Source organism: Armatimonadota bacterium (assembly GCA_013359125.1).
Classification (GTDB): domain Bacteria; phylum Armatimonadota; class Fimbriimonadia; order Fimbriimonadales; family GBS-DC; genus JABWCR01.
In genome coordinates, this window is sequence record JABWCR010000006.1 from 1 (window position 1) to 22,972 (window position 22,972).

25 protein-coding genes are annotated in these 22,972 nt (G+C 58.6%); 9 read left to right on the forward strand and 16 right to left on the reverse strand.

The genetic code is table 11. From position 1 onward, the window contains the following. Positions 1-276 precede the first annotated feature (276 nt). Genes HUU60_04350 through HUU60_04360 form a run of 3 tightly spaced genes read right to left on the reverse strand, consistent with a single transcriptional unit; the run spans position 277 to position 3,539 of the window. The gene (locus tag HUU60_04350) at positions 277-2,478 is read right to left on the reverse strand and encodes a xanthine dehydrogenase family protein molybdopterin-binding subunit (protein ID NUL81942.1); all 2,202 of its coding nucleotides are present in this window, start codon (positions 2,476-2,478) and stop codon (positions 277-279) included. A gap of 15 nt (positions 2,479-2,493) precedes the next feature. Continuing rightward, a complete protein-coding gene (locus tag HUU60_04355) occupies positions 2,494-2,865 on the reverse strand; it encodes a VOC family protein (GenBank protein ID NUL81943.1) in 372 nt (123 codons plus the stop codon). Continuing rightward, positions 2,862-3,539, reverse strand: a complete 678-nt coding sequence (locus HUU60_04360; protein ID NUL81944.1) for a (2Fe-2S)-binding protein — start codon at positions 3,537-3,539, stop codon at positions 2,862-2,864. Before HUU60_04360 ends, HUU60_04355 begins: the two co-directional genes overlap by 4 nt. Here HUU60_04360 and HUU60_04365 point away from each other — a divergent pair. From HUU60_04365 to HUU60_04375, 3 genes are all read left to right on the forward strand, one after another. Then, entirely contained in the window at positions 3,518-4,777 is a 1,260-nt protein-coding gene (locus HUU60_04365) for a pyridoxal phosphate-dependent aminotransferase (protein NUL81945.1), read from the forward strand. The two genes, HUU60_04360 and HUU60_04365, sit on opposite strands and share 22 nt — an antisense overlap. Before the next feature lie 129 nt (positions 4,778-4,906). Next, positions 4,907-6,322 carry a type I glutamate--ammonia ligase gene (glnA, locus tag HUU60_04370; GenBank protein ID NUL81946.1) on the forward strand — a complete coding sequence of 472 codons (1,416 nt, stop codon included), beginning with the start codon at positions 4,907-4,909 and terminating at the stop codon, positions 6,320-6,322. A gap of 36 nt (positions 6,323-6,358) precedes the next feature. Continuing rightward, positions 6,359-7,606 (forward strand): aspartate aminotransferase family protein, encoded by a 1,248-nt coding sequence (locus tag HUU60_04375; protein ID NUL81947.1) that lies wholly within the window; start codon positions 6,359-6,361, stop codon positions 7,604-7,606. Here HUU60_04375 and HUU60_04380 read toward each other — a convergent pair. Together HUU60_04380 and HUU60_04385 are read right to left on the reverse strand one after the other, a co-directional pair. Next, positions 7,524-8,132 (reverse strand): phosphatase PAP2 family protein, encoded by a 609-nt coding sequence (locus HUU60_04380; GenBank protein NUL81948.1) that lies wholly within the window; start codon positions 8,130-8,132, stop codon positions 7,524-7,526. The two genes, HUU60_04375 and HUU60_04380, sit on opposite strands and share 83 nt — an antisense overlap. 14 nt (positions 8,133-8,146) lie before the next feature. Continuing rightward, positions 8,147-8,326 (reverse strand): hypothetical protein, encoded by a 180-nt coding sequence (locus tag HUU60_04385; protein ID NUL81949.1) that lies wholly within the window; start codon positions 8,324-8,326, stop codon positions 8,147-8,149. Positions 8,327-8,430: 104 nt separating this feature from the next. On the opposite strand from HUU60_04385, the gene tpx reads away from it, so the two are divergent. Genes tpx through HUU60_04410 form a run of 5 tightly spaced genes read left to right on the forward strand, consistent with a single transcriptional unit; the run spans position 8,431 to position 12,993 of the window. Continuing rightward, a complete protein-coding gene (gene tpx, locus HUU60_04390) occupies positions 8,431-8,943 on the forward strand; it encodes a thiol peroxidase (protein NUL81950.1) in 513 nt (170 codons plus the stop codon). A gap of 6 nt (positions 8,944-8,949) precedes the next feature. After that, positions 8,950-10,563, forward strand: a complete 1,614-nt coding sequence (locus tag HUU60_04395) for a beta-N-acetylglucosaminidase domain-containing protein (GenBank protein NUL81951.1) — start codon at positions 8,950-8,952, stop codon at positions 10,561-10,563. A 15-nt stretch (positions 10,564-10,578) separates the two neighbouring features. Then, a complete protein-coding gene (locus tag HUU60_04400) occupies positions 10,579-11,013 on the forward strand; it encodes an SRPBCC family protein (GenBank protein NUL81952.1) in 435 nt (144 codons plus the stop codon). A 3-nt stretch (positions 11,014-11,016) separates the two neighbouring features. Continuing rightward, complete coding sequence (locus HUU60_04405) at positions 11,017-11,478, forward strand: SRPBCC family protein (protein ID NUL81953.1); 462 nt, start codon at positions 11,017-11,019, stop codon at positions 11,476-11,478. A 6-nt stretch (positions 11,479-11,484) separates the two neighbouring features. Then, complete coding sequence (locus tag HUU60_04410; protein ID NUL81954.1) at positions 11,485-12,993, forward strand: DUF3084 domain-containing protein; 1,509 nt, start codon at positions 11,485-11,487, stop codon at positions 12,991-12,993. Here the strand turns inward: HUU60_04410 and HUU60_04415 are convergent. Beyond that, positions 12,990-14,441, reverse strand: coding sequence for a fucose isomerase (locus tag HUU60_04415; GenBank protein NUL81955.1), 1,452 nt, complete (start codon positions 14,439-14,441; stop codon positions 12,990-12,992). The genes HUU60_04410 and HUU60_04415 overlap by 4 nt on opposite strands. Positions 14,442-14,532: 91 nt before the next feature. On the opposite strand from HUU60_04415, the gene HUU60_04420 reads away from it, so the two are divergent. After that, positions 14,533-15,597 (forward strand): hypothetical protein, encoded by a 1,065-nt coding sequence (locus HUU60_04420; GenBank protein ID NUL81956.1) that lies wholly within the window; start codon positions 14,533-14,535, stop codon positions 15,595-15,597. Here HUU60_04420 and HUU60_04425 read toward each other — a convergent pair. From HUU60_04425 to HUU60_04470, 10 genes are read right to left on the reverse strand one after another with little or no spacing between them, the layout of a single operon-like run. After that, positions 15,590-15,958, reverse strand: coding sequence for a deiodinase (locus HUU60_04425; protein NUL81957.1), 369 nt, complete (start codon positions 15,956-15,958; stop codon positions 15,590-15,592). The two genes, HUU60_04420 and HUU60_04425, sit on opposite strands and share 8 nt — an antisense overlap. Positions 15,959-15,994: 36 nt before the next feature. Continuing rightward, a complete protein-coding gene (locus HUU60_04430; GenBank protein NUL81958.1) occupies positions 15,995-16,192 on the reverse strand; it encodes a hypothetical protein in 198 nt (65 codons plus the stop codon). After that, positions 16,189-16,977, reverse strand: a complete 789-nt coding sequence (gene lgt, locus HUU60_04435) for a prolipoprotein diacylglyceryl transferase (protein NUL81959.1) — start codon at positions 16,975-16,977, stop codon at positions 16,189-16,191. Before lgt ends, HUU60_04430 begins: the two co-directional genes overlap by 4 nt. After that, positions 16,974-17,441, reverse strand: a complete 468-nt coding sequence (gene lspA / locus HUU60_04440; protein ID NUL81960.1) for a signal peptidase II — start codon at positions 17,439-17,441, stop codon at positions 16,974-16,976. The genes lgt and lspA overlap by 4 nt, the downstream gene beginning before the upstream one ends. Then, complete coding sequence (gene radC / locus HUU60_04445) at positions 17,438-18,136, reverse strand: DNA repair protein RadC (protein ID NUL81961.1); 699 nt, start codon at positions 18,134-18,136, stop codon at positions 17,438-17,440. Before radC ends, lspA begins: the two co-directional genes overlap by 4 nt. A gap of 20 nt (positions 18,137-18,156) precedes the next feature. After that, on the reverse strand, positions 18,157-19,614 hold the full coding sequence (locus tag HUU60_04450) for a glycosyltransferase family 39 protein (GenBank protein ID NUL81962.1): 1,458 nt from the start codon (positions 19,612-19,614) through the stop codon (positions 18,157-18,159). Further along, positions 19,611-19,985, reverse strand: a complete 375-nt coding sequence (locus tag HUU60_04455; GenBank protein ID NUL81963.1) for a metallopeptidase family protein — start codon at positions 19,983-19,985, stop codon at positions 19,611-19,613. The genes HUU60_04450 and HUU60_04455 overlap by 4 nt, the downstream gene beginning before the upstream one ends. 3 nt (positions 19,986-19,988) lie before the next feature. Further along, a complete protein-coding gene (locus HUU60_04460) occupies positions 19,989-21,512 on the reverse strand; it encodes a proteasome accessory factor PafA2 family protein (protein ID NUL81964.1) in 1,524 nt (507 codons plus the stop codon). After that, positions 21,478-22,212, reverse strand: coding sequence for a hypothetical protein (locus tag HUU60_04465; protein ID NUL81965.1), 735 nt, complete (start codon positions 22,210-22,212; stop codon positions 21,478-21,480). Before HUU60_04465 ends, HUU60_04460 begins: the two co-directional genes overlap by 35 nt. A gap of 1 nt (position 22,213) precedes the next feature. Next, on the reverse strand, positions 22,214-22,969 hold the full coding sequence (locus HUU60_04470) for a proteasome subunit alpha (GenBank protein NUL81966.1): 756 nt from the start codon (positions 22,967-22,969) through the stop codon (positions 22,214-22,216). Positions 22,970-22,972: the final 3 nt, after the last annotated feature.

Sequence of the window (22,972 nt, forward strand, 5' to 3'; positions counted from 1 at the left end):
CCCGCCGCCGAGCGCACCAGCAAGCCTACCGCCGCCTGATGGCGACCCTATCCCTGATCGACAAGATCAAGGGTTGACATCTCCCGACCCGGCGCCCGACTAAACGGGGATGGAAAACATAGTACCGCCGGCGTCTCGCCAGCCCTCTTGAGCGCACTCTGGGATGCCTCCACACCAAACGGTGGGTGTGGAGGCATTGGAAAGAAGGCCGGCGGGGACGCCGGCGGTACCTGCGGGCATGGAGGCTTCAAAGAGGCTTTTGCAACTAGAGCCGGATCACTCCTCCACCAAACCCATAGCCTCCAGCACGCGCCAGGGGGTCAGCGGGAGGTGGCGGACGCGGAAGCCCGTGGCGTGGTAGACGGCGTTGGCGATGGCTGCGGCGGTCGGGATGACGGGCGCCTCGGCGAAGCCCGACACGCGCCCGGTCGGGTTTTCGTAAACGTGCACGTCGATCTTGGGCATTTCCAGGATTCCGGGCAGTTTGTAGCCTTCCATGCCGGGGTTGGGCGATCGTCCGGTTTGGTCGTCCATGATGCGGTCTTCGGTGAGCGCCATACCGATGCCCTGCACCACTCCGCCGATGATTTGGCTTTCCAATGCAAGTTTGTTCAGCACATAGCCCGCGTCTTGGATGGCCAGCACCCGAAGCGGTTTGACGCGACCGGTCCAGGTATCGACCTCGACCTCGGCGAACTGGCAGCCTGCGACCGAGCCGCCCTGCAGCGCGCCGACCCATCGACCTTGCGCCGTTACGCCGTCAGCATCGAGATAGGCGCAGGCTTCGTTGAAGCCCAGGCGTCTTGTGCCCGCCACGAGCGTGCCGTCTTCCCATTTGAGCGTTTTTGGATCGGCCTTGAGCTTTGTCGCCACGATTCCTATCAGTTGCGATTTGGCCGCTTCTGCCGCCGCTTTGACGGCGGGCGCCACGCTGGGGGTGGTCGTGCTGCCTCCGCTTCCGCCGGAGAAGCCGAACTGCGAATCGCCGATGAGCGATGTAACGCGATCCATAGGGATGCCCAGGGTTTCGGCCACGATCATAGCGATGTAGGTACGGGTGCCTGTGCCTAAATCTTGCGTGCCCAGGCGAGAGGTTACGGTTCCGTTTTTGTGGATAGTTACGGAAGGCGAAGATCCGCCGCCCCCGCCGCCGCCCCACTGAGCAGCGCCGACTCCCATGCCTTTGCGGTATCGGCCCGTATCGGCGCCGGGCTTGGGGTTCCTTTTGCCCCAACCGAACATCTCGGCGCCCAGTTCGAACTGTTTGCGCCGAACTTGGCTGGCGTCGTTGTCGATCCGAAACTTGAGCGGGTCGATGCCAGCTTTGTAGGCCAGCTCGTCCATGGCGCTTTCCATGATGAAGGAGGCTTGCGGGTGCATGGGCGCCCGGAGGGCGGCCGCCGCTCCCGAGTTGGTGACGACGGTTTGGAGTTTGATGCGAGAGTTGGGAACGCGATAGATGTAGGGCATGGGCAGGCCCCAGCCGCTGCTCGGTCCTGAGGTGCCCCAGCAGGTCGCTTCAAAGGCGATCAGTTTGCCCTCGGCGTCGCAAGCGGCTTTGACCTTGGCATGAGCGTTCGGGCCGTTGCCAGTGGCGGTGTGCTCTTCGTATCGATCGAGCATCATCTTGACGGGGGCTTTGGCCATTCGAGCGAGACGAGCAGCCGTTACGCCTTCGACTCTTGCGCCAAACTTGGATCCGAAGCCGCCGCCCATGTAGTCGCACAATACGCGGACGTTCTGCGGGCTGACCTGCATGGCATTGGCGATTTCGTCTCGAACGCCGAACACGGATTGGGTGGATGCCCAGATGTTGACTTTGTCGTCGCCTTCCCATTGTGCGACCAGTCCGTGCGTCTCGAGCGAGGCGTGCAGGCGGATCGGAACGGAGTACTCGGCTTCGACGGTGGCTTTAGCCTGTCCAAAGGCCTCGTCCACGTTGCCCTGTTCGCGGGCTTGCCCTTCGCGGACGTTGCTTTCGTCTCTGCCGACTTGAGGAGCGCCCTGCCGCCGTGCGACCTTGACCGATGCGCTGTGGGGCAGGACTTCGTAATCGACCTTGATCAGTTTGATCGCATCACGAGCGGCCTCTTCGGAGACGGCGGCCACTGCGGCAAGTTCTTGTCCGGCGAAGCGGACTTCTCGGCTGAAATTGGTCAAGACGGCTTTGACGCCGGGATGGGCTTCGGCGGCCGAGGCGTCGAGATTGGTTACTCGGGCGCGGGCGTGCGGCGAACGCAGAAAGACGCCATAGAGCATGTCGGGCAGCACCATGTCGTAGCTATATTTGGCGCGTCCGGTTACTTTGCTCGGGCCGTCCAATCGCTGAACCGGTTTGCCCAAATACTTTGTTTTGGCTTGATCCGGCCAAGCGAGGTCGCCTTCGTCGGGCACCTCGACTTCGATCTCTTTGGTCTGGCCGCCTTCGGTAATCGTAACCGTTATCTTCTTTAGTTTAGGATCTTGGATTTCGGGCATTTTCGTTACCTCGCATTAGTCGGCCTGGGAGTCGTCTCCTTGCCATAAAAAGAACTCGTTTCCGTCCAGGTCTTTGAAACTCGTCGCTCTTGTTTCGCCGGGATCCCCTGAGATGGGTTCGACCTCGACGCCTTTCGACCTCAGATCAGAAACCACCGATTCGATGTCTTCGCTGTGCAGCGAAATTCTGGGCGCGGGCTTGTTCTTCGGGTCTGGCCAGCAGTTTTGCGCCATCAGCCCGATTCGGCTGCTTTCGTCGATCTCCAATTCTGCCCATCCCCAATCGTATTGACCGACCAGTCGAAAACCGAGAGTCTCCGTGTAGAACTTCACGGCGGCGTTCAGATCCGTAACGTAGTAGATCGTTTCCGATTGGGCGGCGTTCATCTTCTTCTTGCCGAGGCCAAGGCGGCTTCGATGATTCGCGGATAGGTGCCGCATCGGCAGACGTTGCCGCGGATGGCGTTCTTGATCTCCTCTTCCGTCGGGTTCGGATTGGACCTTAGCAGCGCGGTGAGCGACATGACGAAGCCCGGGGTGCAGAATCCGCACATCAGCGCGTCTTTTTCGACAAATGCCGATTGGAGAGGCGTCATTCGGTTTTCTGGCGCAAGGCCCTCGACGGTTGAGATTTCTTTGCCTTGGGCATCGATGGCCAGCATCATGCAGGCGTAGACCGGGAGGCCGTCCATCAGCACGGTGCATCCGCCGCAGGAGCCTCGGTCGCAAATGCGCTTTGCGCCCGTTAGTTTCAGTTTCTCCCGCAGAGCGTCCAGAAGAGTTACCCTCGGTTCGACGAGAAGGCGGTGCGTTTGGCCGTTAATCTTTAGGTTAAATCCGACCGGGCCCTTGATTCCCAGAACAGGCTGTGCCTTCCGTTTGGAGCGCGATTTGGCCTCGCCGGGCGATGCAACGATGGCCATGCCGGCGATGGCGCCGCCGACCCCGCGTATAAAGTCTCTTCGGCTGACGCCGTCGCCCTCTTCTTTTTGTTTCTTGACGGGCTTCTTTTTTGAATCCATTGCCAGCACCTCGCATGATGGGGATTCGAGGGGCGGCATCGTTATCCTGCTCATCGCTAGGGCCATGCTGTATAATCCCCTTCGTTACGGAGGGGAACTTGCTTGCCGATCGCGTTTCATTGATCAATCCATCGCCCACCCTTGCGCTGACGGCCCGCGCGCAGCAGATGCGGCGCGACGGCATCGATGTGATCGCGTTCACAGCGGGCGAGCCCGATTTTGATACTCCAGAGTTCATCAAGGGCGCGGCGATCGAGGCGATTCACGCAGGCTACACCAAGTACACGGCATCTGCCGGCGTGCCCGAACTGCGGGAGGCTATCGCGCAGAAGTTGAGGCGCGAAAACGATCTGGAGTACTCGCCCGGCCAGATAGTGGCCAGTTGTGGCGCCAAGCACAGCGTTTACAACGCGATCATGGCTCTGGTCAACCCGGGCGACGAGGCGATTATCCCGACTCCTTGCTGGGTAACTTATCCGGAGCAGACCATTCTGGCGGGCGGAAGGCCCGTCTTTGTCGAGACGCTCGAATCGGACGGTTTTGTCCCTCGAGAAGAGGCCGTAAGAAGAGCGATCACTCCCAAGACGAAGGTCATTATCGTCAATTCGCCTAACAATCCGACCGGAGCGGCTTGGCCCAAAGAGACTCTCGAATCGCTCGTTCGGATCGCTAGCGAGCACGGGCTCTACTTGATCTCCGACGAAATCTATGAGCATCTTGTTTACGATGGCGGGCAGGCGGTCAGCATTGCAGGTCTTAGTCAGGATGCCTACGATCGAACGGTTACGATCAATGGCGTATCGAAGACCTATGCGATGACCGGATGGCGCTTGGGCTATGCGGCCGCTCCATTGGAGATTGCCAAGGCGATGTCCTGCTTGCAGGATCAAGCGACCTCCAATCCTTGCACCATCTCCCAGTATGCGGCTATCGGCGCGCTGAACAGCCCGCCGGACTGGATCGAGAAGATGAACAAGGCGTTCGATTCGCGCCGCCGCATCATGGTGGAAGGCCTCAACGAAATTGACGGGCTGAGCTGCGCCATGCCTCAGGGCGCGTTCTATGCGTTGACCAACGTTCAGGCCCTGTTCGGCGGCAAGGTGAGCTGCTCGACCGACTTGTGCGAGCACCTATTGGAGAAGGCAAGAGTAGCGGTCGTGCCGGGCGAGGCGTTTATGGCGCCTGGGTTCGTTCGTCTTTCCTATGCTTCTCACGAAGATGTGATTCGACGCGGGTTGGAGCGCATTGCGGAGGCCGTAAGAGAATTGCACGCTTGACACCGCGACGCTGAAACTGCTATAATTGACCGTCCCGGCAATGACGCCTAACAGACGCCTTCCGACGCAGGATCGAGGGCGTCTTTGTCTTTTTTGGGCGGTCGAAATCTTGGGGAGGAGGCCCGCGCAATGAACGCTAGGCAAGCGATTGATTTTGCCCGATCTCACGAAGCTCGCGTCGTCGATTTCAAATTCACCGATCTCTTTGGCGCTTGGCACCATTTTTCCGGTCCGATCGACCTGCTTTCCGAATCGCTGTTCGAGGAGGGCATCGGATTTGACGGCAGCTCTATTCGGGGCTTTCAATCGATCGAAGCCTCGGACATGCTGCTGGTTCCGGATCCGTCTACCGTGGTGATGGATCCGTTTACCGAAGTCGCAACGGTCAGCATCGTCTGCAACATAGAGGACCCGATCACCCGAGAGCCCTATTCTCGCGATCCTCGATATGTGGCGAGGAAGGCAGAGACCTATTTGCGAGGCTCCGGTTTTGCAGACGCCGCCTACTTTGGGCCGGAGATGGAGTTTCACATCTTGAACGACGCTCGGTTCGATCAAGGTCCAAACTTTGGCTTCTTTCAACTCGATTCGGAAGAGGCGTTTTGGAACATGGGCGAGGACGAGGGGCCGAATCTTGCTTACAAGATGAGGCCGAAGGGCGGCTACTTCCCCGTTTCGCCGAACGACAAGTTTCAAGACGTGCGCACGGAGATGATGCTGACGCTGTTGGAGGCCGGCATCCCTGTAGAGGTGCAGCATCACGAAGTGGGCGCCGCAGGACAGGCCGAGATCGACATCAAGTACGACACCCTGACCAAAACGGCCGACCGGGTGCAACTTTATAAGTATATCGTCAAGAACGTTGCGCATCGGAACGGGCTGACGGTTACCTTTATGCCAAAGCCGATCTTTCAGGACAACGGCTCGGGGATGCACTGCCACCAAAGCCTCTGGAGCGGCGACACGAACCTGATGTACGACGAGAGGGGCTATGCCATGCTCTCCGAAACGGCGCTTTTTTACATCGGCGGACTGCTGAAGCACGCGCCCGCTCTGTTGGCCTTTGCGGCGCCGACGACCAACAGTTATCGTCGCCTTGTGCCCGGGTACGAGGCGCCGATCAACTTGGTCTATAGTCAGAGAAACCGAAGCGCCTGCGTGCGCATTCCGACCTATTCAAAATCGCCAAAGGCGCGGCGCATCGAGTTTCGGGCGCCGGACCCAAGCTGCAATCCCTATCTGACGTTTGCCGCATTGTTGATGGCGGGGATGGACGGCATTCAAAACCGAATCGTGCCGCCCGATCCTGTCGATAAGGATATCTACGAGCTGCCTCCGGACGAGAAGCGGGGCATCGCGACGACTCCGGGCGATTTGACGGCCGCCCTAAATGCGTTAGAGAGCGATTGCGAGTTCTTGATGAAGGCCGGCGTCTTTACCCCAGACCTGATCGAGACTTACATTGAGTATAAGCGCAAGCACGAAGCCGATGCGATCGCTCTGCGCCCGCATCCCTACGAGTTTGTGCTCTATTACGATTGTTAGAGCCGCGGGCGGCCGTTTCGGCCGCCTGCTTTCATCATGCGCCATCGACGCCAGCGACTGTTGCCCAAAGTCCGGACGCCCGTGCCCGGTCCGCGATCCAAGGCGCTGATCAAGCAGCTTCGCGAGACAGAGTGCGCCGAAGTAACGTTCTTCTCGGAGAGTTTTCCCGTCGTTTGGCAGCGCGGGCAAGGCTGTCTGATTCAGGACGCCGATCGGAACTGGTACTTGGATTTCGCGGCCTCGTTTGGGGCGCTTCCGTTGGGGCATTGCTGGCCTGCGATCGTACGAACGATTCGTCGTCAGGCAGGCAAGTTGGTTCACGGCATGGGCGACGTGCACCCGTCCCAAGCGAAGATCGCCGCTGCGAGAGAACTTCTGAAACGGTTGCCATTAGAAGACGGCCGGGTCATTTTTGCCAGCACTGGCGCGGAAGCGGTCGAGATTGCGCTCAAGACTGCGCTCTTGGCGACCGGTCGAAAGGGCCTCCTCGCATTCGAGGGCGCTTACCATGGGATGACCTTAGGGGCGTTGCGGGCTACGTGGAGGAAAGAGTTTCGCGAGCCGTTTGTCGAATCGCCCGCTCGATTTGCAACTTATGGAGAAGTTGACGAGGTCGAGCGCGCATTGGCCACAGGCGACTATGGCGCGGTCCTCTTTGAGCCCATTCAGGGCCGAGGCGGAATCCGCGTGCCGCCGTCTGGATGGGATAAGCAGTTGCGGGCTTTGTGCGATCGACACGGAGCGCTGCTGATCGCGGACGAGGTGTTTTGCGGCATGGGGCGGACGGGCCGATGGTTCGATTGCGACTGTGCCCATGTTTATTGCGTCGGCAAGGCGCTGGGCGGGGGTCTGCCTTTGTCTGCGTGCGTCGGCGGCGTCGAAACGATGGCCGCCTGGGGCGAATCGACCGGCGAGGCGCGGCACACGAGCACCTTCTTGGGCCATCCCTTGGCCTGCACGATCGCGCTAACGGTCTTCAACGAAATCGAGCGGCTTCATTTGCTTGAGAGGGCCTCAACGCTAGGCGATGCTATGAGGAAGGAACTGGAGTCGATGCCGGGCGCGAAGGCGGTCCGAGGCAAAGGGTTAATGATCGGCGTTGAGATCGAGGGCGGCGCCGAGCGGGGCTGGAAGGTGGTCGTCGATTGCCTTCAAAAGGGCTTGATCCTGATTCAGGCGGGCGCAGGCGATGTGATCGAGATTACGCCTCCGCTGATTCTGCAGGACTCTCAGGCGGAGGCGGGTCTTGCGATTCTGCGTCGGGCTTTGGCCGCTTCGCCATAGCGAGCCAAGCTAAGCCCGTTCCCAAGCCGACCGCGCCGCCCAGCGCCCAGCCGCCCAGAACGTCCAAAGGGTAGTGCACGCCGACATAGATGCGAGACAGGCCCACCAGAAAGGGGACGGCAAGCAAGCAGAGCACGATTCGTCGGCCCCAGACGGCTCCTGCCAGGCCGACTATCGTCGCCATATTGGCCGCATGCGCCGAAGGGAAGGAGCCGGACGTCAATTTGCCTGTGAGCGCTTCGATGGGAAGCGCGACGCAAGGCCGCTCGCGACCGGTCCAGGCCTTGAGAAGGTCGCAGGCTTCGTTTGCAACGATTAACGCCGGCAGCAACAGCAGAGCCCAGAGCCGAAACTTTCCGCCCCGTGCGATCATCCATAGCCACAGCAGGAGCGCGAAGATTCGAAGGGGCCGTGTCTTGAAACCCTCTGACAGAAAGATCATGACGGGCGATAGCCAGTCTGCGCGGAGATTCTCGAACAGGTAAAGGAAAAGGCGGCGGTCAAACTCTAAGATCGGCTCGAGCACGCCATGAATCTACACTAAGCGGTGATGCGCAGTCGCACCGGGCGCGAGGTTCGGCGCAGGCTTTCCAATTGGATAAGCCTTTGGAGGCGGCGCTGGTATCGCCCGCGATGCCCATGGCCAGCCTCGAGCCGCTGGCGCTCTCGCGTTACCAGCCGCCGCATCAAATGAAGCTCGAGTTCTATTGGCATCTTCATCGATTCGTCCCGTCTACCCTCTATATTCGGCGTATCCGTACAAATCCCTATGGCCGAGGGTTAAACTTCGATTAACTTCTCGGCTGGTATACTCGGAAGCGAATATGAACGACACTCGCAAGACGACTTTCAAAGGCAATCCATTGACGTTGATAGGGCCAGAACTTACGCCTGGCGACCCAGCGCCCGGTTTCACCGTGGTCGATGCCGATCACAAGACTGTTTCGCTGGCCGACTTTCAAGGGCGTCCCATGATCATAAACTCGATTTTGTCGGTCGAGACTGGTATTTGCTCGGCGCAAACTCGTCGGTTCAACGAGGAAGCGGCAAACCTCCCTCCTGCCGTAGCCATCCTGACGATCAGCATGGACTTGCCTTTCGGACAGAAGAGGTTTTGCGATGCCGAGGGAATCGACCGAGTACAAGTCCTGTCCGATCATCGGGACGCATCGTTCGGCTCGGCTTTCGGCACATTGGTCAAGGAAACACGGTGGCTGTCTCGCGCTTTGTTCGTCGTGGACGCTCGAGGCGTTGTTCGCTATGCGGAATACCTGCCGGAGATTGGCACGCATCCGAACTATGATGCCGCGCTCGATGCGATACGCGCTTTAGTTTAGCGATCGATGAGCGGCTTCTCATTTTGTCCGGTTCCGCGCTCCGTAGAGGCGCACGGAGAGCGTTTGCCCTTTGCCGGCTGTCGATCTATTAAAGCGCCTCCCGGCTGGGAAGCATCTTATCAGCCGTTGTCCGATCTGGGCGAGGCGTACGGCGGCTGGACATGCTCGATCGAGAGGGACGAATCGCTCGCTCCAGAGGCTTATCGGCTGACGATTGAGAACGCCTGGATTAGGATTTGGGCCAGCGAGCCAAGAGGGGCGTTTTACGCTGTTCAGACATTGTTGCAGACCTGGGATCAAACGGCTTTGACGACTATGACGGTCGAAGATTCTCCGTCGGCGCCCTTGCGAGGCGTTATCGAGGGTTTCTACGGCACGCCGTGGTCGCACCAGGCGCGGTTGGGCATGATCGATTTCATCGGCGCCCGCAAGATGAATCTCTTCCTGTATGCGCCAAAGGACGATCCCTATCATCGCGAGCTTTGGCGGGAGCCTTACCCGGATCAAGAGTTTCAGCAACTGACCGAGTTGATCGAGAGGGCAAGGGCAAACTATATCGACTTTTGCTTTTGCATCAGCCCTGGCTTGTCGATGGTCTATTCGGATCAAACCGAATTCGACCTGCTGACGGCAAAAATCAAGGCCATCATGGCTCAGGGCGTTCGACGATTTGGCCTGCTGGTAGACGATATTCCAGAGGAACTGCAGCACGACGCGGACAAGGCTGCCTATGGATCGTTGGCGGCGGCTCACGCCGATCTGGCCAATCGGCTGTGGCAGTGGTTAAAGAATGAAGAAGGCGAAAGTTGGCTCTCGGTGTGCCCCACTTTTTATCACAACGTTGGGGAGCCGCCCTACGTGAAAGAACTGGGCCGACTGACCGATCCTGCGATCTCCATCATGTGGACGGGCCGAAAGGTGGTGCCCAGGGAGATTACGCCAGAGGAGGCCGAGTCGTTCGGAGCTTCGATCCGTCGCAAACCCCTGGTTTGGGAGAACTATCCGGTCAACGATTACGAGACGAGCAAGCTGTTAATGGCTCCTTACGACGGTCGCGGCCCGGAGACGCTCAAGAGGCTTGAGGGTCTCTTTTCGAACCCGATGAACCAGGCTGAAGCGTCCAAATTGGCCGTAGGGGCTATGGCCGACTGTCTTTGGAACACGGAAGCCTACGATCCGATCGAGAGCCGGAGAACCAGCGCCATGCATCTGGTTGGAGCGGACGCTTTGAAACCGTTTTTGTCGTTTTGCGATGCCAACCAATGGACGAGGCATTGGACGAACGACCCCCCTCCGATTGCAAAGCTTGTGGAGGAATGGCAGATAACCGCCGACCTGGAGCCGATCCGTGCCGAACTCGACAGGATCGAACGAGACTGCGCGCATTTGCGTCAGAGCTGCAAGAACGTTGCCCTGATGGAAGAGATCGAGCCCTGGCTTTTCAAGTTAGAGGAGCTTTGCGCGGTGGGCTTGCGGGCTGTTCGGATGGCGGGCGATGGGACATTGACCCGCCATTGGATACAGAGCAGCCTGGAACAATTGAGGCAGCAAGAGCCGATCGTTTTGAACGGGTGGATCGAGAGGTGGTTGGACGAATTGAGCGCGGGCTTCGTGCGCTAAAGGTATAATCGGCTCATGGACGGCGCCCAGTTTTCGGTCGACATCAACGCGGAACCTCGCCAGGTTTATGCCGTTTTGCGCGATTCCGAGCGCTTCCCCGATTTCATTCCCAGCGTTGTCTCGGTCAAGCGCCTCTCGGAAGAGGGCAGCCGAACGGTAACCGAGTGGACGGTAAAAGTGCAGAGTTTGGGCATCGACACGAAGTGGACCAGCGAAGAGACCTGGGATCCCGAAAACCTGACTCTCTCGTTTCGTCCCGCTGGCGAAGCGGTTGCGCAGTTGCACGGCTTGTGGTCTATAGCGCCAACCGATAGCGGCAGCCGCTTGTCTTTGGACGCCAAGTATGAGCTGAAGGTGCCTGTGCTGATCAAGGGGATGGCTCAAAAGGCTGTTCAAGAAAACCTGCAGGCGCTTTTGAACGGGATAAAGGCGCGCGCCGAGTCGCAATAGACCATGCCCAAGATCGAACTGACCGTCCACATAGACGCCCCCATAGAGCGCGTCTATGCCATTGCGAAGGACGTTGAGAGCTTTCCCGAGTTTATGCCGGACGTCAAGTCGTTAAAGGTGCTAGAGCGCAGCGACGACGGCGCTCGCACGGTAACCGAGTGGGCCGGCTATGTGCCGCAGTTTCGACTGACCGTCAAGTGGACCGAGGAGGACGTTTGGGACGATGCCGCCCGCGTTTGCAAGTTTAGGCAATTGAAGGGCGACTACGACCGAATGGAGGGCGAGTGGCAGTTCATTTCGAACGGCTCCGGTTGCGCCTTTACCTCTATTTTGGATTACGACTTTTCGGTACCTCTGTTGGGCCCCATAGTCCAGCGCGTGGTTCAGCATTTGGTAAAGCAGAATCTTCAGGGCATTCTTGACGGCATCAAGCAGAGGGCGGAAAGCAAAGCCTCTGTTGGGTAGGCTCCAATGACTTGGACGATGGCGCTGGTGGTCGTAGCCCTCGCAATTTTTGGGGGGCTCTTGGCTTACTGGGGCGATCTGTTAGGCCGGCGCTTCGGCAAGCGGCGACTGACCCTGTTTGGCATCCGTCCAAAGTACACCGCGATCATTATCACATCCGCCAACGGCGCCGCGCTCGTTTTGTTCACCGTAGTCGCTATGACGGTCATCAATGAGTCGTTCAGAGTGTGGATTACGCGCGGCGATCGGATCGTCAGCGAGCTCAGCCACAATGCTAAGGAACTCCGGGCCCTGCAGGAAGAGCGGGCTGCGCTCAGTCAGCAGGTCAACGACTTGGCGCTCAGTTTAGACGCTCGGCGAAAGGAGTTCGCAAAGCTTCAGGCCGAGTATGGCGCCAAGGCGAAAGAGGTCGAACAGTTGGTAGGCCGGTTGGCGTCCGCGCAGACCGAACTGGCTCAGTCAGAGCGTCAGTTAGTAGCGGAACAGTCTGAGATACGACGACTAAGAAGCGAACAGCGTCGGCTGATCGCCCAAATCACGACGGCTCAGAATCAAGCACAAGAGGCGAACAAGCGCCTGCTTGCACTGCGCGAGGATATTCGCACGGCAGAGGCACGAAACCAAGATCTTCTGGCCGAATACGAAGATCAGTCCTTGCGCAACGTTGCCCTGGAACGAGAAAACGCCGCATTGGAGCGGCAGAATCTGACGCTGAAGCAAGACAACTCGCGCCTTGAAGCGGACAACGAGCGAATACGGCAGGAAAATCAGACTGTCAAGGATGAGGCCGCCAAGCTGAGAGCGGAATACGGAGAGCTGGTGTCTGGAGCGGGCTTGGAGTTTGCCACGCTCCGTCGACAGCCATTGGTCTATGGGACAGGGGAAGAGATTCAACGCATCAGCGTAAATCCGACGATCGGCCGGTTTAGAATCGAGCAGCAGATCCGCGAGGCGCTGGACAGCAGCGGCGAAAGGGCGCAACAGATGGGGGCCGAGCCTAACGACAAGGGGCGGACGGTGTTCATTCCAGACAAGGCGCCTCAAGGCAGCCAGGATATTATCACCGAGCAGGAGAGCATCGATGCGATCGTCGATCAGATCGGCCGTTCGGACGGACTGGTCGCCGCGCTGGTCGTCTCTTTGATCAACACCGTTCGCGGCGAGCCGGTGCCGGTCGAAATTCGGCTGTTCCGCAATCCGCTAGTATTTAGCAAGGGCGAGGAGATCGCTTCAGAGTCGATCGAGCCGCATAGTTCCGCCCAAGCGCTCACCATGGTGCTTCAGTTTTTGAAGGACGAAGTACGGAGCCGAGCGATCGACGAGGGCCTGATACCGCGCTTCGATCCTCGTGCCGAAGAGCCTTTTATAGGCGAACTGCCAGGCGACCAGCTGCTGGACCTCGCGACGAGCATTGCCCGGCTTGGAGGAAAGGTGCGAATCACAGCCAGAGCCGGCGACGACATCCGTGCTGCCGATCCGCTCCGGCTCTCCTTTGAAGTCCGCCGAGAGCGCTAGTCCAGCACGATCGGCTCGATTCCCAATTTCTCGCAGGCCGAGACAAGGGCGCCTATGTGGTCGCCAATGATGGCGTGAATGTGGTTGCACGAGAAGTTTGCCGCCAAAGTATCTGGAGAGCAGTCGAATCGAGCGTAAGCGTGCGGCCATTCGTAAGTGGTCATTTTAGCCAAACGCTCGTCCTCTTCAAAGCCGAATCTCTCGAAACTCCCGCGAAGAAGGTGCATCCGGTGCGCTCCGCTCTTTCGTGTGATTCGGCCAAAGGTAACCCTCTCTGCCGGGTCTGCGTAGAACTGCACGCTAGCGCCGCCGCATGGGAAGTACATCTCGTTGGAAGGATGCAGCCTCGCTTCCTTCCAGTTCTCGCGCCAGTTGTCGCTTCGGTGGGCGAACCAAGGCGCGTGCTGGCCGGAGTTGACCAGATCGTAGACTCGCAGTTCCTCGTGATAGTGCCTCAGATCGGCAAACAGTACGGGCGTCCTGCTGAGGAGCTTCATGATTTGCATGGTCAGAGCGCCGTTGGAGTCGCACTCGGTGGCGCAAACGATCGGTTCTTTATCGCCCTCCTCCCAATCGGCCGTGTCGTTCAGCAGGGCTTCTGGCACGTCCATGGTGCAACCCTTGTCCCACTCCGTATAGTCTAATTGGCCGGTCAGACCGCAGAAGTCGAGGCCCTCGTCTCTGCAGAGGTCTTTCATTGCGAGGTAAACGCGCACTTGTCTGGCCAAATGGCCGTCCAAACCTCGTCTCAGGCGGTCGTCGTTCCAGAGGATCTCGCCGCACGAATCTTCAAGCCACTGGAGACCCGCTTCGACCCGGTCTGCCGAGACCTTCTCGGCCAGCCAGGCCAAGCGCAGCTGCGAGACGTGAAAGACATGAACGCCGAACTGTTCCATCCATTGGCTAGGGTCTAAGTGGCCTGTATACATGCCCATCGATGGACCGTCCACGCATCCGTATCGCTGTCCGTACAGTTCTGCCGCGGCCTCTTCGCCTGCGATGCGTTCGTCAGGATCGTTGTCCCGCAAAAAGGCCCGAATGGACGCTTGTACCTTTGGATCGGCAACGTCGCCTAAGGCACGACCGAATCGCCTCCCCATTTCGTCCAGGGCGCCGGCCGAAGCGAAAAAGGCCACCCAGCCGGGATAGGCCGGGTTGATGTTGCCCATGCAGAGGATGGGGGCGTCGATGAGCGCGGCGGCTTGAGCCGTAAAATCGGGATAAGACCAGACGCAGAAGTTGAAGATGACCGCATCGCAATCGGCCATGCGGTCCGCCTCGTTTCGCGCGGTCGCAAAGTTCCAAACGACCTCTTCGGCCTCTTCAACGTCATGGCCTTCTTGCGCCAACCATCCTGATATCCGGCGCTGAAACCGAAAGCAGTCTTCGCGCAGTCGGTCGGCGACTCGTTTGCGTCCGTCGGTAAAGGTGATGATCCCAACTTTCATACCGATACCTTCTATCGAGGCACCCCCGAATCCTGCGATTCGAAACCCCGAGGTCGGGAATTGTGTAGACTGGTCGGTTAGGAGGCCATTGATGAAAGCGATATGGGCGAGTTTGGCGATAGCGATAGCATTTGCAACGGTGGGACAGGAGCCTGCTCAGAAGAAAGGCGTACAGGGATTTGAGAACTCGGACGAGGGATGGATTATTTTGCCCGGCGCCGACGGCAAGGCGGAGCGCACGAGCAACCCGAACGATGTGAAATCTGGCGAACGGGCGTTGGTTTACACGTATGTAACGGGCAGCGGCAAGCTCCACGCCATAGTCAACCCGACGGTAGAGTATTACGCGCAGGGCTTTCGGTTTTGGTACAAGACCGACCGACCGACCATTCTGGCGTTCATGCTCTCCGAACAGGGCGACGAGCGCTGGGTGGTCTCGCTCTGGTCGTCGGGCAATCAGTGGCAGCAGGCGACCCTTGCGCTGTCCGACTTTGAACTGGCAGAGGATGCGACCATCGTCAACAGCAAGATCGACATGGAGAAGATGGAGGGCATGGGCTTTGTCGACCTTTACAGCATTCTGGCGGGAAACAGCGACCTGGGGATGCTCTTAGGCACCATGCCGGGAACGCACATGCTGTGGCTGGACGATTTTGAGAGCCTTGAGAAGGCGCCCGCGCGCGCGGCACGGGCCGAACGGATCATAGACGACTTCAAGCGAGACTACTTATCGTGGGGCGGGACGGCGAACGTAGCTCTGAGCAAAGTCGGCGAGGGGATGGAAGTTCGATATCGCCAGGAGAATCAGGGTCTGTTCGCGGTGTTTCACGGCTTGACGCCCAAGCGCGCCGCTGGATCGAAAGGCGTTTCGGTCAAGATCAAGATCCGAGCTGCGACCACGATGGCGCTGACCGTGGAAGAGACCGATGGCGAGCGGTGGGCAATGACCAAGGACATAGGTGGCGAATCGGGCTTTACAACTTGGGAAGTCCAGTGGTCCGAGATGACCATCACCGACGACACCAAGGGCAAAGGCGACGGCAAGTTCGATGCGTCGAAAGTCAAGATGATCTCTTTGCTCGATCTGGGCGCGCTGCTCGATACGGCCGAACCGGCCAATAGTTGGACGATCGGCGAGGTCGGCCTGATCAAATAGGCTTGGTCGGCTCTAACAGCGCGATCAGCGCTTGTTCGGCTTCCCTGGGCTTAAACCCCGCAGGCCCAGGGGCGCCCTTATAGACGATCTTGCCCGTTTTGTCGATCACGTAGATTCGGTCGGGCCATCCGGCGTAGGCTTTCTCAACGGCATCGTCTATGCCGTCCACGACGACCGGGAAATCGAGTTTGAGTTTAGCGGCGCAAGTATCGGCGACCTCGTTTCGCTCCGTAAGGCTCCTTGGAGTTCTGACAATGACGCCTTGCGTTTCGTTCTGAGGAACTTGCCAACCGTCCGACGGATGCGCCTCGCGCACGTAGACCAATCGCACGTCGGCTCGATCTTTGTAGTCTCGAAAGATTCGATTGAGCGCCCCGACCTGGGCGCGAAACGGCGGTCAGGTGTAGCTTCCAAAGATCAGAAAAGTCGGCCGCTTGCCAAAATTGTCGGAAAGTTTGAACTCCTTGTCCGAGTTCAGAACTTTGAGAGTGAAATCTGGCGCTTTGTCGCCCACCTTGAGCGCTCCCTGCTGGGGGCGATCGCGCTGTGCCTGAAGAGCCAGCAGCGTCGCCAATACGAGAATGAGCGCTTTCATGATTGCTTGGACGGCTCGACGGCGGATTTGTTCAATGATGAGCGCCAGAGATAGAGCGCAAGGCCAAAGGCGAGGGCGCCGATCGCGGCCAGATGTCCGAAGGTGAACGGTTCGACCCAATACTTTGAGGTTGCGCCCGCGCGGAAGAATTCGTTGACGAATCGATAAGCGCCATAGAGCATGAGAAATTGGCAAAAGGTCTGGCCAGTGAAACGCTTTCTCTTTTCCAGCAACAGTAGCGCTGCGAAGATGCCCAGACCGAATAGAAAGGAGTAGATTTGCGTCGGATGGCTAGGCTCTGTCATAACGCCGGGTCGGTCTTCCATTGGAAAGGTCAGGCCCCAGGGCACGCCGGTCGGGCAGCCGTAGCAACAGCCGGCCAACAGGCATCCCAGCCGTGCGATGGCGTAGGCGAGGGCGAGCGAAGGGGCAAAGCAATCGGCCGCGGGCCAGAAGGACATCTTTTTGGCCCGCATGCAGAGATAGACGCCTAGGCTGCCGCCGACCAGGCCGCCAAAGAAACCCAGCCCGCCTTGCCATATGGCGAAAACCTCCAACCAATTGTCGCGAAACTCGCGCCAGTTCATGGCGACGTAGACGATTCTCGCGCCGACAACGCCTCCAAATACGCCCGCCAATGCGCTGTCGATGGCGTTTTCGGGCTTCATGCCAAAGCGGGGCGCTCTGCGGGCTGCGATCAACACGGCGACGATAATGCCGACCACCCACATCAGGCCGTAGCCTCGGACGACGAACGGGCCGACCGAGAAGATTTCGGGCATCATGAGGCGGCCTCTCTCTTTATCGCGCGCGAGACTTTTAGAGTCATGACGACGTATAGGATTACGGCAGCGTTGATACTGATATCCGCGATGTTGAAGACAGGCCAAACCCGAAAGTCGAACATATCGACGACGTAGCCGCGAAAGATGCGATCGACCATGTTGGCCAACGCTCCGCCCGTCAGCAACCCGAGCGCGACCTGCCCCCACTTTGGCGTTTGGGGATGGCGGATCAGGTAGAACACGACCGCCAGCACGATAGCGACCGCGAGAGGAATCGTCAGCCAGCCTCGGTCTTGCAAGAGGCCAAACGCAATGCCGGTGTTGTGCGTCAGCGTAAGGTGAAAGACGCCATTGATGATCGGTCTGCTTTCGCCCAAGACTAGATTTGAAACGGTGAGCACTTTGACCGCCTGATCGACCGCGACGGCGCCGAGGAGCGTCGTCCAGAAGTAAAACGCCTTCACATTAAGCCTTGGCGATGCAGGCTGACATATCGGCCTTCCCCGATGATCACGTGGTCCAAAACGGGGATGTCCAACGTCTCGCCCGCTTTCTTGAGTTCTTTGGTCGTTTCCAGGTCTTCCTTGCTGGGCGCAGGGTCGCCGCTCGGATGATTGTGGGCCACTATGATGCTCTTGGCTCCTTCGCGCACTGCCAGTTTGAACACCTCTCGAGCATGGGCGAGGCTAGCGTCCAGGAGGCCTTTTGTTACGTCTTCCTGAGCAAAGACTCGGTTCTTGACGTCCAAAAGCAGGACGATGAATCGCTCTTGCTTTTCGTCTTTGACGCGATGGCACAGAAGGTTGTAAACGTCTTCCGGCGAGTCGATTTGAGGATTTTCGCCAAGGCTCTCTAGGGCTACTCGCTTGCCCAATTCCATCGCAGCCTTAATCTGGACAGCCTTAGAAAAGCCCAATCCCTTGATCTTGCCCAACTCGGTAAGGCTGGCGGCGCCGATGCCGCGGAGCGATTTGAACTGAGAAATGAGGGTGCGACCTAAATCTATTGCCGAAGCGCCTTGCGAGCCGACCCTCAAGATAATCGCCAACAGCTCGGCGTTGCTCAGGTGCTCCGGGCCGTACGCAGCAAGACGCTCGCGCGGTCGCTCGGATGCGGGCATCTCTCGTATGGTGTAGAAGGTCTTGACGTTCTCCCCCATCGGGTCGATTCTACCAGACGCTACTGTACCGGGCCATAGAGCGCATACTCGCCTCCTTCGCGAACAAGAGGCGCGACGATTTGGGGTTTGCGACCCTTGGTGAGGCAGTAACCGCCGTTGTTTAGGAGCGCCAACGCCTCTTCCAAAGTCTCGCAGGGAACGGCTCGGCCCGATACATAGAAATCGAGACTTGGAAGGCCCGGCTTCACGTCGAACACTCCGAGCTCTGCGGCAGGCGGAACGAAGCGGGCCAACTCTCTGGGAGCGGCCAGAAATCGGGCATCGTAGGCTGTTAATCCGACATGGAAACCGAAGCCAGCGATTGCGAGCATCACGGTTGCTGTCGCCGTTCGAGAAATTGCGAATCGGACGTATGGAAGCGCCGCCAGAAGCGCAATCCACGGCGACTGAAGGAAAACAGCCAGGCCGACAGAGAGAAAGACCCAAAGCAGTCCCATGGCCAATTGTCCATAAACTGCCACATCGGATGAGAATCGAGCGTTTCGCGCCAAACAAGCCCCGATCAAGAGCGCGAGGGCCGGCGTCGTTGGCAAGATGTAATGAGGCAGTTTGGTGCCGCTTATGGTGAAGAGCGCGAAGACGATGAGCGCCCATCGCCACAGGAACTGTTCGACCGGGTTTGACGGCTGTCGCCACAAGGCGCCCAGTTTGTCCGCCCAGGGCGCCATTCCGAGAAGAAGGACGACCGGGTAGAACGGCAGGCCGACCAAGAAATTGGGCGGCGCATGCGCCTTGTCGCCCCCTGCCAAACGGGACAGATTTTGTTTGACGATGAACTCGTTGAAGAAGTCTCCTCCGTGTTGCGCGTAGACGGCGAAATACCAAGGCGCCGCGGTCGCGATCGCTGTTAGGAGGGCGGCGATCGCGTATCGAAATTGGAATCCGTTGGATCGGAGCAACGGCAGCGAGGCTAAAATCAAAACGCCGATCAGAAAGAGCGCCATTGGGCCTTTCATCAAGGTCGCGGCGCCCGTTGCAATTCCCAAGGGAACGCACCAAAACGGGTTCTTGGCGGTCTCCCATAGCGATATCAGCCCTATCAGAAAAAAAAGGACGAGCGCCATGTCGGTCAGCGCCAGACGACCTAAGACGAAGACCAGAGGCGAGGACAAGAACACGAGGGCGGCGAACTGCCCCGCGCCGGGCGAGAGTCGCCTTTCGCCCCAGGCCCAAAGAAGTATCGCAATGAGGCCAAAGGACAGGATAGAGGGCAATCTTGCGGCGGCTTCGGACGCTCCGAGCAACTTGATGCTAACGGCCATCAACCAATAAAGACCCGCAGGCTTTTCAAACCAGGGCTCGCCATAGAGCCTGGGCGTTATCCAATCGCCGGACCTCGCCATGGCGGCCGATACGGAGGCATAAAACCCTTCGTCAAGGTCGGTCAGGCCGAACGATGCCGCGTCCCAAAGGGCAAAACCGAGCGCAACCGCGAGCAGGGCGGCCAGTCGGCTCAACGGTACCAGCCCTGCTCGATCTCTTGAAGCTGAGCCTCGGTCATGCCAAAATGGTGGCCGATCTCGTGCAAGAGCGTTTCTCTGATTTGGCGTCGGACCTCAGTGCGCGTTCGGCAGATTCTTTGGATGTTGAGTTGATAGAGGTAGATGTGCGCGGGGTAGGGCATCGGGTCGAAGACGGACTGGCTAGTCCTGGGCGCGCCGACATAGAGGCCGAGCAAGGTCTTTTTTCGATGTCGTCCGGCCTCTTCGCCCGGTTCGTCCTCCACAACGATCGTAACGTTGTGGAGCTTCTGGCGAAACTCGCGAGGAATCTTGCGGTACTCCCACCTGGCCCACTGTTCGAACTCCTCGCGAGAGACCTCAACCATGCGTTAGAGCCATGTCAAGAAGCGCGAGACTTCCTTTGAGTACGATCCGAACGGATCGCGCAGGTCGATCTGGCGCATACGGTCGACATAGACCATGTCCCAATCAACATAGTACTTGGACGGACGGGATTCGCAGAGTTTCTTGACGATCGTCGCTCGAGCGCCTGCTCGGGTGTTGGTCGGCGCCTGTTCTGTAGCGGTCTCGATCCGCTCGTCAGTCACTACTCGCTTGACGGCGCCCATCTCTTCTAAAGCATGGTAAAGGCCCTGATCGGGATTGATATTGTGGTACTCGAGATCGATGCTGTGGAGCGAATCGTCGTCCCAATCGACGCCCGCATCTTCCATATACTCCCGAAGAATGTTCTGTTTGATGACCCAATCGATACGATCGTCTAACTGTTCCGGATCGGTCTCCAACAGGTTGAGCACATAATCCCATTCGGTCAGCACCCAATCGGTCTCTGCGTCCCGACCGGCGAAGCGCTTTTGCGCCAATGCCAGGTAGGCGCGCTGAAGATCGATGGCCGAGATGGAGTCGCCATCGATCAAGTGCACGATCCATTTCCGCGTTTCGTCGCGCGATATGTGCCGCATGGCGTTCAGCGGGTCTTGAATGCGCAGGTAGCTGGGCAATGCGCGCGCCTCCATCAAATCGAGTACCAGGCAGGTTGCGCCAATCTTGAGCGCGAACGCGTACTCGCTCATATTGCCTTCGCCATACAGAAGGTGCAGCCGCTGGTAGTTGCTGGAGCCATAGACGCTGTCCCACTTTGGGTTGATGATGGCCCGATTGAAGCGCACGCGGGAGGCGGTAACGCGAACGATGTGATCGGCTCGCTGGGAGAGTTGGAACTTGACCGTCGGATCCGGCAACACGTTGTAGACTTGCGAGACCCAGATAAAGTCTATCGGATGCTGCGCCATGTCTCGCAGGGAGGGCAATGTGTTGGAGTGCTCCAGAATGTGGCCGCCCACTCGCCCGGACCCGCCGTATATCTGCCGCGTGATCAAGAAGGGCAGGATCAGGTTAAACGCATCGGCCGGATACCGCTCGTCAGCACGAATCAAGTAGTTCTCGTGACAGCCGAACGTATGTCCGCCAAAGTGATCGACGTTGTTGTTGTAGAAGGAGACTTTATCGTCCCATCCCATTTCCCGAAGGATGTTCACAATGATCCTTTGTCCCGCCTTTTCGTGCGCGACCAAGTCGAACAGGCTGGCGCACTCGGCGGTTGCGAACTCGAGGTGGCTTCCGACCGCGTCGATGTAGAGGCGCGATCCGTTTTTTAGGAATCCGCCGCTTCGGGCGGGCTCGAACGCTTCGTCTCGGGCGGTCAGGTCGATCAGGCCCAATCCGGCTTTGTAGAATGCGTGGTTTTTGACTGCTTCGACGACGGTTTCGGCGCCCCCGAGGGAATCGTCCCGAATCAGGCAGCCAAACTCGGTCTCGATGCCGAACACGCGTCGGCCGAGCATGGATTCGCCGCTCTTAAAGAGTCCTGAGATGCCTTTCAACGGTTTCATGATCGATTCGTCGGAAGCGGTTTTCTCTATGGGTTCGGCGTTCGAGGATAGCGGCCTCGATCTCGCCTTGTTCTATCGCGGTTTTTAGCGCGGATATGGCTTGATCGTCGGTCGGTTCCTCTTCCAACTCGATGGAGGCTTTTGCGGCGCCCCAAGCCAAGAGACAGGACGGCAGAGCCTCGTCGATCGTGCCGCCGTGCTTTAGGCGGCTGGTTGCGGCCTCCTCGGCCTTGTCGTCGCCTGCGACGACTGCTCGGTTCTTTTGGGGCGCATAGTCCCCGTCATAGCCCAAAGTGAAGAACTTATCCTCCTCCAATTGGTCGGCGACCTCGGCAAAGAGGCCTCTTGCGACTAACGGCGAGATGGTCGGGTCTCCAAATGCGCGTTTGACCGCAGGGCTTAACGCGACGCCTACCACTCTCTGGATCGTAACGTCGTCCGGGCTGCGGGCAAAGCCTTCTTGATGGGCAAAATCGATCGCGGCGATCCTCAGAGCCTCGACATCCGATTGAGCCCCCAACGCGCCATAGACCAACTTGTCGTAGATCTCATAGATTTTGGGAGATCGACGGCGCACGCTCATTATCAAGACCCCTTCGGCGCACGAGGCGGCCACGACCGGGCTGCCGTCGCGCAGGCGCAGGCGCACAAACTCCTCTCTTCGGTTGACGCTTTCTTGCCAGTCGTAAGGCGTTATCACTTTATTTGCCTAATTTGGAAATAGCGGCTCGAAGCTCTTCGTCGGACAACGAGACAACGCCTTCCTCGGATACGCGCTTTGCGGTCGGTAGCACCTTGTCGAATCCGCCTGTGGCCGAATCGAGGTCGGAGGCAATGTCCAGCAGCGTCAAGGCGTCTTTGAGAACGTCGTCGTAGGGTCTTTCTTCGAACTTGCCGCGGGTCTTTTCGATATATTCGAACGCTCCTCGAATTCGTTCCGATCCGGATCCCGCGGCCGTATAGGAATCGCTTTCGAATCGCGCGCCAGAGGCGTCGTAAAAGTAGATTCTCGCTCGCGATTCTGCCAGATCATAGGCCGTAAGGATTGGCACGAAAAGACCAATTCCGCTCATTGCATTGGGGAGATTGGCCGACAGAGCGCGCGAGATCTCTTGCAGTTTGCCGTCCAGACTCATCGGTTGAAGCTGGCTGCGCGAAAAGTACTTGAACGCATGGCGCAGGTAGCGCGCCGACTCGATTGCTCGACCGTAGGCGCCTGCCAAGGCTATGAGCGTATAGTCGTCCAGGGCGATGATCTTTTCTGCTTTGTCGTACATGATGGCGGCAGCCGCCGTCGCTCTGCGATCGCCCAGGTTGAGCGCGCCGCCTTTATACTTAACGGCCAATACGGTAGTGCCGTGCGTCTCCAAGCCTGCCGCAGCATTCGGATGCGCTACTATCGAGAAGGGCAAGATGCCGTTCTCGGCCAAAAGCGCCGCAAAGTCGCCTTTGCTCATGCG

What these genes read in the sequence shown, in the direction of transcription:
- HUU60_04410 (NUL81954.1), top strand. Translation starts at nt 11,485, where the DNA reads ATGACTTGGACGATGGCGCTGGTGGTCGTAGCCCTCGCAATTTTTGGG.
- glnA (NUL81946.1), top strand. Translation starts at nt 4,907, where the DNA reads ATGAACGCTAGGCAAGCGATTGATTTTGCCCGATCTCACGAAGCTCGC.
- HUU60_04350 (NUL81942.1), bottom strand. Translation starts at nt 2,478, where the DNA reads ATGCCCGAAATCCAAGATCCTAAACTAAAGAAGATAACGGTTACGATT.
- HUU60_04365 (NUL81945.1), top strand. Translation starts at nt 3,518, where the DNA reads ATGGGGATTCGAGGGGCGGCATCGTTATCCTGCTCATCGCTAGGGCCA.
- HUU60_04385 (NUL81949.1), bottom strand. Translation starts at nt 8,326, where the DNA reads ATGAAGATGCCAATAGAACTCGAGCTTCATTTGATGCGGCGGCTGGTA.
- HUU60_04360 (NUL81944.1), bottom strand. Translation starts at nt 3,539, where the DNA reads ATGCCGCCCCTCGAATCCCCATCATGCGAGGTGCTGGCAATGGATTCA.
- lgt (NUL81959.1), bottom strand. Translation starts at nt 16,977, where the DNA reads ATGATGCCCGAAATCTTCTCGGTCGGCCCGTTCGTCGTCCGAGGCTAC.
- HUU60_04460 (NUL81964.1), bottom strand. Translation starts at nt 21,512, where the DNA reads ATGAAACCGTTGAAAGGCATCTCAGGACTCTTTAAGAGCGGCGAATCC.
- HUU60_04375 (NUL81947.1), top strand. Translation starts at nt 6,359, where the DNA reads ATGCGCCATCGACGCCAGCGACTGTTGCCCAAAGTCCGGACGCCCGTG.
- HUU60_04405 (NUL81953.1), top strand. Translation starts at nt 11,017, where the DNA reads ATGCCCAAGATCGAACTGACCGTCCACATAGACGCCCCCATAGAGCGC.
- HUU60_04470 (NUL81966.1), bottom strand. Translation starts at nt 22,969, where the DNA reads ATGAGCAAAGGCGACTTTGCGGCGCTTTTGGCCGAGAACGGCATCTTG.
- tpx (NUL81950.1), top strand. Translation starts at nt 8,431, where the DNA reads ATGAACGACACTCGCAAGACGACTTTCAAAGGCAATCCATTGACGTTG.
- HUU60_04355 (NUL81943.1), bottom strand. Translation starts at nt 2,865, where the DNA reads ATGAACGCCGCCCAATCGGAAACGATCTACTACGTTACGGATCTGAAC.
- HUU60_04455 (NUL81963.1), bottom strand. Translation starts at nt 19,985, where the DNA reads ATGGTTGAGGTCTCTCGCGAGGAGTTCGAACAGTGGGCCAGGTGGGAG.
- HUU60_04415 (NUL81955.1), bottom strand. Translation starts at nt 14,441, where the DNA reads ATGAAAGTTGGGATCATCACCTTTACCGACGGACGCAAACGAGTCGCC.
- HUU60_04400 (NUL81952.1), top strand. Translation starts at nt 10,579, where the DNA reads ATGGACGGCGCCCAGTTTTCGGTCGACATCAACGCGGAACCTCGCCAG.
- HUU60_04420 (NUL81956.1), top strand. Translation starts at nt 14,533, where the DNA reads ATGAAAGCGATATGGGCGAGTTTGGCGATAGCGATAGCATTTGCAACG.
- radC (NUL81961.1), bottom strand. Translation starts at nt 18,136, where the DNA reads ATGGGGGAGAACGTCAAGACCTTCTACACCATACGAGAGATGCCCGCA.
- HUU60_04430 (NUL81958.1), bottom strand. Translation starts at nt 16,192, where the DNA reads ATGAAAGCGCTCATTCTCGTATTGGCGACGCTGCTGGCTCTTCAGGCA.
- HUU60_04395 (NUL81951.1), top strand. Translation starts at nt 8,950, where the DNA reads ATGAGCGGCTTCTCATTTTGTCCGGTTCCGCGCTCCGTAGAGGCGCAC.